The 12,640-nt window shown below is 64.1% G+C and carries 15 protein-coding genes; 8 read left to right on the plus strand and 7 right to left on the minus strand.

What is annotated here, in order from left to right; genetic code table 11:
- Window positions 1–15 precede the first annotated feature (15 nt).
- The 7 genes from AB4Z43_RS16610 to AB4Z43_RS16640 all read left to right on the plus strand — a co-directional run bounded on the left by AB4Z43_RS16610 (window position 16) and on the right by AB4Z43_RS16640 (window position 6,008).
- Window positions 16–912, plus strand: a complete 897-nt coding sequence (locus AB4Z43_RS16610; RefSeq protein WP_019859623.1) for an AraC family transcriptional regulator — start codon at window positions 16–18, stop codon at window positions 910–912.
- 257 nt (window positions 913–1,169) lie between these two features.
- Entirely contained in the window at window positions 1,170–1,670 is a 501-nt protein-coding gene (locus AB4Z43_RS16615) for an Lrp/AsnC family transcriptional regulator (RefSeq protein ID WP_010910740.1), read from the plus strand.
- Entirely contained in the window at window positions 1,667–2,827 is a 1,161-nt protein-coding gene (locus AB4Z43_RS16620) for a saccharopine dehydrogenase family protein (protein WP_202379888.1), read from the plus strand. Before AB4Z43_RS16615 ends, AB4Z43_RS16620 begins: the two co-directional genes overlap by 4 nt.
- A 99-nt stretch (window positions 2,828–2,926) precedes the next feature.
- Window positions 2,927–3,715 carry an ABC transporter substrate-binding protein gene (locus tag AB4Z43_RS16625; RefSeq protein ID WP_441938446.1) on the plus strand — a complete coding sequence of 263 codons (789 nt, stop codon included), beginning with the start codon at window positions 2,927–2,929 and terminating at the stop codon, window positions 3,713–3,715.
- 150 nt (window positions 3,716–3,865) lie between these two features.
- On the plus strand, window positions 3,866–4,537 hold the full coding sequence (locus AB4Z43_RS16630; protein WP_441938448.1) for an amino acid ABC transporter permease: 672 nt from the start codon (window positions 3,866–3,868) through the stop codon (window positions 4,535–4,537).
- Window positions 4,534–5,208 (plus strand): amino acid ABC transporter permease, encoded by a 675-nt coding sequence (locus AB4Z43_RS16635; RefSeq protein WP_019859628.1) that lies wholly within the window; start codon window positions 4,534–4,536, stop codon window positions 5,206–5,208. The genes AB4Z43_RS16630 and AB4Z43_RS16635 overlap by 4 nt, the downstream gene beginning before the upstream one ends.
- 26 nt (window positions 5,209–5,234) lie before the next feature.
- Window positions 5,235–6,008, plus strand: a complete 774-nt coding sequence (locus tag AB4Z43_RS16640) for an amino acid ABC transporter ATP-binding protein (RefSeq protein WP_019859629.1) — start codon at window positions 5,235–5,237, stop codon at window positions 6,006–6,008.
- A 158-nt stretch (window positions 6,009–6,166) separates the two neighbouring features.
- Here the strand turns inward: AB4Z43_RS16640 and AB4Z43_RS16645 are convergent, their stop codons facing one another.
- The 4 genes from AB4Z43_RS16645 to AB4Z43_RS16660 form a co-directional block, all read right to left on the minus strand.
- On the minus strand, window positions 6,167–7,282 hold the full coding sequence (locus AB4Z43_RS16645; protein WP_441938451.1) for an alkene reductase: 1,116 nt from the start codon (window positions 7,280–7,282) through the stop codon (window positions 6,167–6,169).
- 42 nt (window positions 7,283–7,324) lie between these two features.
- Window positions 7,325–7,615: an ArsR/SmtB family transcription factor gene (locus AB4Z43_RS16650; protein ID WP_032931173.1), complete on the minus strand. Its 291-nt coding sequence runs from the start codon at window positions 7,613–7,615 to the stop codon at window positions 7,325–7,327.
- A gap of 170 nt (window positions 7,616–7,785) precedes the next feature.
- On the minus strand, window positions 7,786–8,484 hold the full coding sequence (locus tag AB4Z43_RS16655; RefSeq protein WP_441938453.1) for an RES family NAD+ phosphorylase: 699 nt from the start codon (window positions 8,482–8,484) through the stop codon (window positions 7,786–7,788).
- Window positions 8,478–8,906, minus strand: a complete 429-nt coding sequence (locus tag AB4Z43_RS16660) for an MbcA/ParS/Xre antitoxin family protein (protein ID WP_064985898.1) — start codon at window positions 8,904–8,906, stop codon at window positions 8,478–8,480. Before AB4Z43_RS16660 ends, AB4Z43_RS16655 begins: the two co-directional genes overlap by 7 nt.
- Window positions 8,907–9,181: 275 nt before the next feature.
- On the opposite strand from AB4Z43_RS16660, the gene AB4Z43_RS16665 reads away from it, so the two are divergent.
- The gene (locus tag AB4Z43_RS16665) at window positions 9,182–9,658 is read left to right on the plus strand and encodes a hypothetical protein (protein WP_147377510.1); all 477 of its coding nucleotides are present in this window, start codon (window positions 9,182–9,184) and stop codon (window positions 9,656–9,658) included.
- Window positions 9,659–10,003: 345 nt separating this feature from the next.
- On the opposite strand, the gene AB4Z43_RS16670 is transcribed toward AB4Z43_RS16665, so the two are convergent.
- The 3 genes from AB4Z43_RS16670 to AB4Z43_RS16680 form a co-directional block, all read right to left on the minus strand.
- Window positions 10,004–11,437 carry an aldehyde dehydrogenase family protein gene (locus AB4Z43_RS16670; protein ID WP_441938455.1) on the minus strand — a complete coding sequence of 478 codons (1,434 nt, stop codon included), beginning with the start codon at window positions 11,435–11,437 and terminating at the stop codon, window positions 10,004–10,006.
- Window positions 11,438–11,611: 174 nt separating this feature from the next.
- Window positions 11,612–11,995, minus strand: a complete 384-nt coding sequence (locus AB4Z43_RS16675; protein ID WP_038653068.1) for an ACT domain-containing protein — start codon at window positions 11,993–11,995, stop codon at window positions 11,612–11,614.
- A 28-nt stretch (window positions 11,996–12,023) separates the two neighbouring features.
- Window positions 12,024–12,491 carry a GNAT family N-acetyltransferase gene (locus AB4Z43_RS16680; protein ID WP_038648409.1) on the minus strand — a complete coding sequence of 156 codons (468 nt, stop codon included), beginning with the start codon at window positions 12,489–12,491 and terminating at the stop codon, window positions 12,024–12,026.
- Window positions 12,492–12,640 lie beyond the last annotated feature (149 nt).

Below are 12,640 nucleotides of genomic sequence, written 5' to 3' on the forward strand. Positions count from 1 at the left end.
TGCGATCTACAGGCTGTGATGAAATCGCTCGACGACCTCAAAGCGCTGGTGATGCGGCATGCGCGCGGCCGGCTGACCGAAACCGGGATTCCCCGCGTGGCCATCATGAAGGGCGAGGCGACGACCGGGCCGTTGCTGGGGCTCTACGACCCAAGGCTTTGCCTGGTCCTGCAGGGCGCCAAATCCGTCATGATTGGCGATCAGCTGCTGCATTACGACGCCGGCCGCTACTTCATTGCCGCGGTCGAAGTGCCGGCCGTCGGCAAGGTTTTGCAGGCCAGCCCGCAGCATCCCTACCTCTCGGTCAGCCTGGCCCTCGACACCACGCTGATCGCTCCGCTGCTGCTCGACATGCCGCCCGTTGCCGAGGCGCCGATCGGCCATGGCTTTGCCGTCAGCCGGGCCGACGAGGCGCTGGTCGATGCGTGGCTGCGCATGATTGAGCTCATCGATCATCCGGCCGAAATCCCTGTGCTGGCGCCCTTGCTCGAACGCGAAATCCTTTTTCGGCTGCTGCAGGGGCCGCAAGGCGCCATGCTGCGCCAGATTGCCGGCGCCGATAGCCGCCTGTCGCAGATTCGCCGCGCGCTGGCCTGGATCCGCGACCACTATGCGGAGCCGTTCCGCGTCGAGGATCTTGCCCGCATGGGCGGCATGAGCGCCTCGGTGTTCCACCGCCACTTCAAGGCGGTCACGGCGATGACGCCGATCCAGTACCAGAAGCGCATCCGCCTCAACGAAGCGCGCCGCCGCCTGCTCGCCACGTCGGGCGATGCGGCCGGCGTCGCCTTCTCCGTCGGCTATGAAAGCGCTTCCCAGTTCTCCCGCGAATATGCCCGCCTCTTCGGCGCACCGCCGGTGCGCGATGTCGGCCGCCTGCGCGCCACTCCGGAGCCCACCGAGCTCGCCTGACCCCTTGAATTCGAAGACGCAAGAGCAAGGCGGGAAGACCGCGCCTTGCCAGCCGTGCGCCGCGCCCTCGAGCGGCCCGTGCGTCGGCTTCGACCGATCTACCACCAGGCGCTTGATCCCACCTGCCTGCATGGAAGAAGAGAGGGGCACAGCCCAGAGGCGATACGAGCCTTGCTGTTATTAAAAATTTCCCATACTGTCTTTTCACATAAGAAAGAAAATAGCATCTATTTCTCTCATTTATGAAAGACTGGCTTTTGCGGGAACATCTCGATCTGACCGATCGGCGGCTGGTGAAACAGCTGTCGCAGGACGCGCAGCCGGGCATCAACCGGCTCGCCGAGATCTTGGCGATTTCGGTGCCCACCGTGCGCTCGCGGCTGCGCAATTTGCTCGACCGCAACCTGCTCAAGATCGTCGGCCTGCTGAACCTGACCGAACGGCCCGAGCTGATCTCGGCCATTGTCGGCATCAACGCCCAGGGGCGCGGCCGGGCCCGTGAACTGGCGCAGCGCATTTCCGAACTGCCCTTCGTCAACTCGGCTTCGGTGGTCACCGGGCGCTTCGACATCATCGTCGACGTGACGGTGGCCGGTGACGTCGCCGATCTCTACCGCGTCACCAGCGAACTGATCCCCGGCGCCGGCGAGCCGGGCGAGGTCGTGCGCAGCGAGACCTTCGTCGTCATGGCGTCCTGCAACAAATGGGTCAGCCTGCCGGAAGGCTGCTGGTCGGACGACCGCAAGGAGCCGGCATGAGGATCGCGGTTCTCGGCGGCCTCGGCCTGCAAGGCCGGGCGGCCATCGCCGATCTTGTCGCCAGTGGCGTCGAGGAGGTGATCTGCGTCGATACCACGCCGGACGGCGCGGCCCGGCTGGCTGATCTGACCGACCTTTCCCGCGTGCGCTTCGTCATGCCCAACGGCGCGATCGGGCCGGCGCTGGCCGATGTGCTGGCCGATGCCGACGCCGTCATAGATTTGCTGCCTCAGCCGCTGATGCGCGAGGCGGTGCAAGCCGCCATCGCGACCCGCACGCCGCTGGTCACCACCAATTACGGCAAGGCCATCGCCGATCTGGCGCCGGAAGCCGAACGCGCCGGTGTTTCGATCATGACCGAATGCGGGCTCGACCCCGGCATCGACCTCGTGCTCTACGCCCGCGCCGCAAAACAGTTCGATGCGATCACATCAATCGATTCCTATTGCGGCGGCATCCCAGAGCCGAAGGCGATGGCCAAGCCGCTTTGCTACAAGGTGAGCTGGAACTTCGACATGGTCCTGGTCAGCCAGAACCGCGACAGCGTCATGATCGAGGACGGCAAGCGCGTCGAAGTACCCGCCGCGCGCCAGCATGACAGCCCTTTCATCCATGAGATCGAAGTCGCCGGCCTCGGCCGGCTGGAAGCCTTCCCCAATGGTGACGCGCTGCATTATGTCGAGATGCTTCCCTCCGCAAACGGGCTGCGCCGCTCCGGCCGCTACACGTTGCGCTGGCCGGGATGGTCGGCCTTTTGGGCGCCGTTGAAGGAGCTTGGTTTTCTCTCCGAGGACAAGGTGCCCGGCACCTCCAGCAGCCCGCGCGAATTCCTCGGCCGGCTGCTCGGCCCGCAACTGCAATACGGCCCCGGCGAGAAGGACCTTTGCGTGATGCGCAATGTCTTTTCCGGCCTCGAAGGCGGCCGCGCCAAGACCGTGACATCGGACCTGATTATCGAGCGCGACCTGACCTCGGGCCTGTTCGGCATGAGCCTCGGCGTCGGCTATCCCGCCAGCATCGTAGCGCAGATGCTCGCGCGGCGCGAGATCACCACGCCGGGCCTTTTGAACCCGCTGCTCGACGTGCCCGACGAACCCTTCTTCGACGAACTGGCCAAACGCGGCATCAAAATTGCCGAGACGGTGGCCTGGGACTGAGGATTTTCGAACGGTGGCCGCCGCCGGCAAACGGCGCCGCCGCTCAAAAAAGCGCCCAAGGGAATCCGCGGGCAAACAACAACTGGGAGGAATGCCAGAATGAAGATTGCCAGACTTTTCATTGCCGGACTTGCGCTCGCGGGCTTGACCGCTGCCGCCAGCGCCGGAACGCTGGACGAGATCACCAAGCGCGGCGAATTGCGCGTCGCCGTACAGACGCAAGGTCCGCCCTTCTCGCTTGTCGGCGCCAATGGCGAACGCACCGGCAGTTCGGTCGAACTCGCCGAGCTGATGGCCAAGGAAATGGGTGTGAAGATCACCTTCCTCGACTTCGACTGGGACGGCCTGATCCCGGCGCTCTTGTCGGGCAAGGCCGATCTTCTGGTCGCCGACATGACGCCGACGCTGGCGCGCGGCATGAAGGTCGCCTTCACCACGCCTTACATGTACACGGGCAGCACCGTCTTCACCAAGGCCGACAGCAAGTTCAAGACCACCGAGGACTGCAAGGCCAAGGGCACCAAGGTCGCGGTGCTGCTCGGCGCCACCGGTGAGAAAGAAGCCAAGGCCGCCTTCCCCGATGCCGACATCAAGAGCTACAAGGGCGGCGGTCCGCTGCTGCTCGACGCGGTCAACAACGGCCAGGCCGATTGCGGCGTCAACGACGTCTCGGCGGTCAAGGGCCAGTCGACCGCCTATCCGGCCGGCACCTTCACCATCATGCCGGAGCTGCTGTCGAAGGAGCCGCTTGCCTTCGCCACCCGCTATGACGAGCCGGACCTGCTTATCTGGATGAACCTGTTCCTCAATCAGGTCACCATCGACGGCCGCCTGCAGAAGAACCTCGACTACTGGGTGAATTCCGACGCCTGGAAGAAAGACCACTGAGGAATTAGCGAATAGGAATTAGGCAGTAGGGAATAGTGAGTGGTGAATAGCCATTCCATTCCGACACACTCCCCTACTGCCTACTGCCTACTGCCTACAGCCTACAGCCTACTGCCTACTGCGTACTCACTACTCACACCGCTGCGCGCCATGCTCGAAAATTTCAGTTTCCGCACCATCGTCGAATACCTGCCTTTGTTCGGCCAGGGCCTGGTCACGACCGTCTGGCTGTCGGCGCTGTCCTTTGTCGGCGCGCTCGTCGTCGGCATCGTGCTGTGCGCCATGAATTTGCAGCGCGGCTGGCTGTTTCGCGCGCCGGCCAAGGCCTATATCGACGCTGTGCGCGCCACGCCCTTGCTGGCGCAGCTCTATTTCCTCTATTTCGGCCTGCCGCGACTCGGCTTCGTGCTGCCGGAACTCGTCGTCGGCATCCTCGCTTTGTCCTTGAACAGCGGCGCCTATATCGCTGAAATCATTCGCGCCGGCATCCTGTCGATCCCGCGCGGCCAGGTCGAGGCCAGCGTCGCCTCGGGCATGACCTACACGCAGCGCATGCGCCTGGTCGTCCTGCCGCAAGCCTTCAAGGTGACGATCCCGCCGCTGCTCGGCCAGGCGATCGTGCTGGTCAAGGATTCCGCCCTGCTGTCGCTGATCTCGGTCGCCGAGCTGACGCGCGCCGGGCAACTGCTGGCGTCCGACCGCTTCATGCCGGCGGAAGGCTTTCTCACCATCGCCGCCTTCTATTTGCTGCTCTACTACGGCCTGAAGGCACTGGCCGTTCTCTCCGGCCGCTGGCTCGGCACGGCGGGGGCGCGCGCATGATCTGGCAACAATTCCTCAGCCTCGCCGGCTCCTATCCGCTGGCCCTGCGCGGCCTCGGCATGACGGTGGTGCTGTCGCTGATCAGCCTGGTGCTCGGCACCTTGCTCGGCTTCGGTCTCGGCATCCTGCGCACCGGCGGCAACCGGCTAATCTCCAGCGTCATCGGCGCCTGGGTCGACCTCATCCGCGGCACGCCGTTCCTGGTGCAGATCTTCCTGATCTTCTTCATCCTGCCGGAGTTCGGCATCGAGCTCGACGCCTTCACCGCCGGCATCATCGCGCTGACCAATCTCGCCGCCTGCTTCATCTGCGAGATCGTCGCCGCCGGCATCCGTTCGGTGCCGACGGGCCAGGTCGAGGCAGCGCTGGCGTCCGGCCTGTCACGCTGGCAGCGCATGCGCCAGGTGGTGCTGCCGCAGGCGATGCGCATCGTGCTGCCGCCGCTGGTCGGGCAATATGTGCTCTTGATCAAGGATTCCTCCGTCGTCTCGGCCATCGGCCTGACCGACCTCACCCGCGTCGGCTGGCTGGTGGTGCAGCGCGTGCCCAACGGCCTGCTGGTCTTCTTCCTCGTCGGCGTCGGCTATTTCATCGTCTGTTATCCGCTGATCATGCTGGCCCGCCGGCTCGAACGCCGCATGGGCGCGGCGCATGGCGAGGTGCAGCTGTGACATCGAACCCCAAAGGGCCAAGCACTATGACCAAAGCGGGCATGACCCAACCGGGCCTGACCAAGACCGGCATGATCGACTTTCGCGGCGTCAACAAATGGTTCGGCGCGCTCAACGTGCTCAGGGATATCACGCTCAGCGTCGAGCCGCGCGAAGTGGTCGTCGTCTGCGGCCCGAGCGGCTCGGGCAAGAGCACGCTGATCCGCTGCATCAACGGCCTGGAGACGATCAAGGATGGCGATCTCGTCGTCGACGGCCAGCGCGTCGGCGACCCCGCCACCAACATGACGCAGCTGCGCACCGAGATCGGCTTCGTCTTCCAGTCCTTCAACCTCTACCCGCACAAGACCGCGCTCGAAAACGTCACGCTCGCTCCGATCCATGTCCGCAAGATCCCGCGCGCCGAGGCCGAGCATGCCGGGCGCGAACTGCTGGCCAAGGTTGGCCTCGCCGACAAGGTCAACGCCTATCCGGCGCAGCTCTCCGGCGGCCAGCAGCAGCGCGTGGCGATCGCGCGCTGCCTCGGCATGCGGCCCAAGATCATGCTGTTCGACGAACCGACCTCCGCCCTCGACCCCGAAATGATCTCGGAAGTGCTCGACGTCATGGTCGCCGTCGCCGAGGAAGGCATGACCATGATGGTGGTGACGCATGAGATGGGCTTTGCCCGCAAGGTCGCCCAACGCGTTGTGTTCATGGACGCCGGCGCCATCGTCGAAAGCGGCACGCCCGACGAGTTCTTCTCACACCCCAAGACCGACCGCAGCCGCGCCTTCCTGAGCAAGATTTTAAGGCACTGAGGGCGGCGAAAGGCCGTCGATCAGTCCGGCGGCCGTTAGCGTTGCGGTGCAACGGATCTGTACGCCGTTCGGGTCAAATATTCAGTCCGATCATGGACCGGGCGAGCGGCTGCCCTTCCGCTGGAAGCGAAAGGGCAAACCGTCTGGGGTGGGGCGGCTCAGGCCGCCGTCGGGTAATCCGTATAGCCCCTGGCATCGCCGCCATAGAACGTCGCCTTGTCGGGGGCGTTCAGGTCGGCATTGCGCTTCAGCCGGCTGACGAGGTCGGGGTTGGCGATGAACAGCTTGCCGAACGCGACAAGGTCGGCATAGCCGTCTCCGACAGCCTTTTCGGCCAGTTCCTTGTCGTAGCCATTGTTCACCAGCCAGGCGCCGGTGCCGCCGGCCTTGCGATAGGTGGCTTTGAGCTCCGCATAGTCGAACGGTCTGTCGCCTTGGCTGAAGTCGCGCGCGCCGCCGGTCGCGCCTTCGACGATGTGGATATAGGCGAGGCCCCGGCTGCCGAGGCCCGTCACCACATGGTTGAACAGCGGCTGCGGATCGCTATCCGAAGCGTCGTTGGCGGGCGTCACCGGCGACAGCCTGATCCCGGTCCTGCCGGCGCCGACAGCGCCCGTGACCGCGTCGACCACCTCGAACAGGAAGCGCGTCCGATTCTCGATCGACCCGCCATACGCATCGCTGCGATGGTTGGTGCCCGAACGCAGGAACTGGTCGATGAGATATCCGTTGGCGCCATGGATCTCGACGCCGTCGAAACCCGCCACCTCGATCGCCGCCTTGGCGGCGCGGCGGAAATCATCGACGATGCCGGGAAGTTCGGCCGTTTCGAGCGCGCGCGGCTCGGAAGTCTCGGCGAACTCGCCGCTGCCATCTGGCTTGACCAGGAACGTCTTGGAGTTTGCTCGGATCGCCGACGGCGCCACCGGCTTGCCGCCGCCGGGCTGTAATGTGTTGTGCGAGATGCGTCCGACATGCCAGAGCTGCACCACGATCTTGCCGCCGCCCCTATGCACGGCATCGGTGACACGCTTCCAGCCGGCAAGCTGATCCGCGCCATAGAGGCCGGGCACGTTGGCGTAGCCCTGGCCCTGATGGCTGATGGCGGTGGCTTCCGTCACGATAAGACCAGCCGTGGCGCGCTGGCTGTAATAGGTCACCGAGAGGTCGCCGGGCACCGCATTGGGCGAGCGATTGCGCGTCAGCGGCGCCATGACGATGCGGTTCGCCAGCGTCAGGTCGCCGGCCCGCAAGGGATCAAAGAGGGTAGTCATGAGAAATGCCTTTCATGCATTCGGGGGATCGGGGGAGGATCGTCAGAGATCGGACAAGGCGGCCTGAAAGGCGGCGATGGTTTCTTCGTTGCGCTTGTAGAACACCCATTGGCCGACCCGACGCGTCGTCACGAGGTCGGCCGATGCCAGCGTCGCCAGATGCGCCGAGACGCTGGACTGCGCCAAGCCGCGATGGTCGAACTGGCTGGCGCAGACACCCATCTCGAGCGGATGCGCCTGCGCGGCGAAGTGCTGTTCAGGCTCCTTCAGCCACGCCAGGACATCGCGTCGAAACGGATGCGCCAGTGCCTTCAATATGATGTCGCGGTCCATCTTCACCCCGCATCGATCTCTCTCGATATATAGATCGGGTAGAGCCGATATGGCAGGAAATCCATACCATTTTCGAAGGCAATCGGAGCAAACTGGTCCCTGGACACGGCACGATGCCGGAAATAGCGCGGCCGGGCGCCAGCCTCCGCGGCGAATGCGCCGCCATCGCGTCAGGTGACCGCCAGCACCTTGCCCGTATCGTGCTGGCGCACGAAATCGACGCGCTTGCCGTCCCAGTGGTAGGAGTAGTGCCGGCCTTGCACCGGCACGGGGATGACGTCGGGCCAGAAGATGCCGATGCATTGCCCGTCCGGCATGCGCACGCTGTTCCAGACAAGCCCGTCGCTGCCCCCTGCCCGCAGCGCCCGCCCCGCCGCCTGCGAGGCGGTGTAATCGTCCGGGTCGAGCACGCCGGGCACGCCGTTGACGTCATCGAGGTCGCGGTCGACGCTGCCGATCAGCACACGAAAGTCAGCCGTCCAGCCGGGATCCTCATTGGTGGCACGCATGAAATTCTGGTGGTGGTGGATGGTTTCGGCCAGCGCCACATCCTCGCTGTCGCCGGCATAATAGAGGCCGTAGCTGCCATCCGAGAAGCGGCCGGGCCGCAGCGTCGAGCAGTGCACGAAGGGCGCCATGACGAAGCTGGCGCCGGGGCCGGAAACCCGTCTTGCCGCGGCGACCTTGCCGAGGTCGCCGATCTCCAGCCTTATGCGCGGATTGGTCTTCTCCTCGACGGCGGCCAGCGCCTCCCAGTCGCGCGGATCGGCAATGTCCTCGAACAGGTCGATCGGCGGATGGATGGAGCGGATGATGCGAAACGTCTGGGGCCAGTGGACGCGGCGCCGGACCGTAAGCCCACTCACCATGCACCACGCTCCGCGTCGAGCCATTCGCGCATGGCGGCGAGATCGGAGATTTCGCCGCGCAGCATCAGGTCGAGCGCCGACTGGCCGCCGAACGTGGCATTGGGCTTGCGGATCCAGGCATAGCCGCGCGCCGGCTCGGTGAAGAGATAGCGCAGGCCCTTGTGGATGCCCATCAGATGCGCCATGCGGGTGCGCAGGTCACGGTCGATCCGGCCGATGCCGCCTTCCTTCCAACGTGCCCCAGTCTTCCAACGTGCCCAAGTGCGCGCCGACATGCCGCCGAGCAGGATGCAGGCCTCGAGGTCCGTCAGGTTCCACGCCTTGAACAGATTGACCGTGGTGCGCGCCAGCGCGCCCGCCTCTTCATCCGAAATGGCTGACCCGACCGCGGCCGGCGTGGTGACGATGGACTGAAGCTGCATGTTGCTCACCCTGCTGTTGGCAGAGATATAGCATATATTTGCCAATTGGCAAGGATGAGAGCTGCAACATACTTGGGTTCCTCTCCCCACGCAGCTCGGCGACGCCCAGAAGGAAAGGGGATGACTCGGCTCTTGGATTCAGCGAGACCTAGGCCGGGAACTCATAAATGCGAAGTAGAAGCCGAGGGTTACGCTGCAAGCGCCCGTTCTGCCAAAAATTTGGGGATGCTTCTGGATGTCCTATCTATTGTTCGACCAGACATGGAGATGAGTTGGTGAGTGCGCTTAATTCCGAGGCTCCCAGATGTGAATGCGGGGCACTTGAAACGCTTTCCAAGGAACCGTCGATTCCCATCGTGTTCGATGCTGAGCTCAATGAGTATCACATCGTTGGAACTGGTCAGCAGCAGGTCTTGATCTATCACTGCATCTTCTGCGGCGGACAAACGCCAGACTCACGCAGGGACGAGCTTTTCATGCATGTGACCAAAGAAGAATTTGAAAAGCTTAGGAAGGCGACAAACGGCCTGAAGACGGTGGACGATGTTGTGGGGGCTTTTGGGCCACCGGACTTCGACCATCCAGCCGGAATCAGTTCCACCGAACCCGTCGGTCTCGGTCCGCGCAGAACCACCGACTTTAGACAGATGACTTTCAGTTCCCTATCAGACACCGCAGATGTCCACGTCGCCATAGGTTTGAACGACAAGGTCCAATTCAGCTTTACGCCCAAGCCCGTAGCGCGAGACTGACGGCAAGATGCAGATGATCGACGCCGCCATTGCTCGCGTCCATCAGGAATCCACGCCGGCAGACTCGGCGCGAGATACTCTACTCCCCCAGCACCTGCGCCTTGCAGGCCGGGCTCAGATCCGACAGATGCTTCTTCAGGCATGGGCCGGCGCTACCGTTCGGAAAGTGCGGGCAGAGCCGCTGCCGGTCGCGCACTGCGAGGCACAGAATTGGAGCTTCAATAATTTTGTGAAGTATAAAGACAAGGCCGCCACGCCAACTATTCCTGCGTGGCGGCCTTGGATGCCAACAAATGAACCGTTTCAGCCGGCGTTGCGTTGCCGCCGGCCACATTGTGTCGTGCCCTACTCCGCCGCCTCATACCCGGCGATGCCCTTGATCTCGAGGAAATCCTCCAGCCCGTATTCGGCATATTCGCGGCCGTTGCCCGACTGCTTGTAGCCGCCGAAGGGCAGGCCGGCGTCCCAGGTCGGGTAGTTGATGTAGACATTGCCGGAGCGCATGCGTGCCGCAACGTCGCGCGCCTTCTGGATGTCCTTGGCCTGGATGTAGGAGGCAAGGCCGTAGACGGTGTCGTTGGCCTGCTCGACCGCCTGTTCGACCGTGTCATAGGGCAGGATCGCCAGCACCGGCCCGAAGATTTCCTCGCGCGCGATGCGCATGTCGTGGGTGACGTCGGCGAACACCGTCGGCCTGACATAGTAGCCGCGGTTGAGTTCGGCCGGGCGGCCAGGGCCGCCGGCGACCAGCGTCGCGCCTTCGTCGATGCCGGCCTGGATCAGGTCCTGGATCTTGTCGAACTGCACCTGGCTGACGACGGGGCCAAGCTTGGTGTTGGCGCCGTCGGCCGGGCCGACCACGAACTTCTCAGCCGCCGCCTTGGCGTAGCCGGCGGCCTCGTCATGACGGTCGCGCGGCACGAACATGCGGGTGGGCGCATTGCAGGACTGGCCGCTATTGCCGAAGCAGCCGGCGACGCCCTTGGTGACGGCGCGGGCGAGGTCGACATCCGGGAACAGGATGTTGGCCGACTTGCCGCCCAGTTCCTGGTGCACGCGCTTGACCGTATCGGCGGCGGCCTTGGCCACCAATATGCCGGCCCGGGTCGAGCCGGTGAACGACATCATGTCGACGTCGGGGTGGCTGGACAGCGCCTGGCCGACGCCCGGGCCGTCGCCATTGACGAGGTTGAACACGCCCTTCGGCACGCCGGCCTCGTCGATGATCTCGGCGAAGATGATGGCGTCGAGCGGCGCGATCTCAGACGGCTTCAGCACCATGGTGCAGCCGGCGGCAAGTGCCGGGCCGACCTTGCAGGTGATCTGGTTCAGCGGCCAGTTCCACGGCGTGATCAGGCCGACGACGCCGATCGGCTCCTTGACGATCAGCGAGGAACCTTTGGCGTGGCGGAACTGGAATGTCTTCAGCGTCTCCGCCATCTTCTCCAGATGCGCCAGGCCGACGCCGACCTGGCTGTCGAGCGCCATCTGGCGCGGCGCGCCCATTTCACGCGACACGGCAAGCGCCAGGTCCGTGGAGCGCTTCTTGTAGATCGCGATGATGCGGTTCAGGATATCGAGGCGCTCCTCCACCGAGGTGAAGCCGAACGAATTGAAGGCGCGCTTGGCGGCGGCCACCGCCTTCTCGACGTCGGCCTTGGAGCCGAGCGAGATCTGCGCGAAAACATCCTCATTCGACGGATCGATGACATCGAGTGTGTTGGGCACGACAGGATCGACCCACGCGCCGTCGATATAGAACTGCAGATTGTGTGACATGGTTTCTCCTTGGGGTGCCGCAGGGCCGTTCCGACCGTGATATCCAGCTAGAAATAACGATGCGCGAACCGCACCGTCAAAGGCAACCCCCGAAGTGGTTGAGCCAGCGCGCCAGTGATTGAGCCAGAGGCGTTGGGCCAGAGAACCCAGCCGTTTTCGACGGCATGGGATGGATTACAGCAGCGTGTGTCCTGCCTCGACCAGATGCTGTCGCGCCGCTTCCTGGTCCGCCGCTTTCACCAGCAGGTGATCGCCGTCGAAGGTGGACACCAGGAAGATGCCCAGCTCGTTTTCCGACAATGGCCGGATGACCGACAGCACGATGCCGGTTTCGTCGAAAGCAAAGGGTCCCTGCAGTTTGAAGGCGACCCAGTCGCCATCGTGCTTGACCGTGCCTGGAACACGATCCTGCAGGCAGGTGATCGAAAGCTCGTCGTCGGTCCTGGTCATGCTGACGAAGCCTGGCCCGTCCGCCCAGCCGGGAATGCCGTCGCCCGCTCCGAGCCGCGAAATCGCGTACGAGCCGGGAAGTTGCCTCAATTTGACCCTGGCTACCATCACCGTATCCATGCCTCCGATTTGCCCTCTATCGCGTCAATCTCTTGCTCATATAGACCGTCATGCCGCCCATGAACGGCTCCTCCCGGTCGATCGTATAGCCATGCCTTTTGTACAACAACACATTGGCCTCGAAGGCGCCATTGGTCAGCAGGCGCAGCTCAAGGCGGCCTGCTTCGAGCGCCTTCCGCTCGGCCCGCTCCAGCAGCAGCCGGCCGATCCCCCTGCCCTGCGCCTGCGGCGCGACGCAGACATTCTCGATCCACAAATGATCACCGGCCAGCATGGTTTCGATCATGCCGACGATGCGGCCGTCGGCGACGGCGAGCTCGAACGGATGCTCGGCAACGGCCTTCCCGTAGTCGGCGCGCATCGGCAGCGGCTCGCGGCCGATCACCGGCACCCATTTGCCATAGGCTGATCGCACGATGTCCCTGATCGCGGCGGCGTCAGCGGGTTCGGCCGGCCGAAACCGGATGGAAGAATTGATGGTCATGACAATGCTCCAGACATGAAAACCCCCGCCGGCGGTGTCGCGGGCGGGGCTGGAAACGAACGAACCGGATCTATCCTGCCGGCCTTTGTCGTCGCGCAATCAGCTCGCCGCTCCGCACTGTCCAGTGGCGGCGTCGCTGTGTATTTGTG

The sequence above is a fragment of the Mesorhizobium sp. 2RAF45 genome, from assembly GCF_052115225.1.
In the GTDB taxonomy this organism is placed as follows: domain Bacteria; phylum Pseudomonadota; class Alphaproteobacteria; order Rhizobiales; family Rhizobiaceae; genus Mesorhizobium; species Mesorhizobium jarvisii.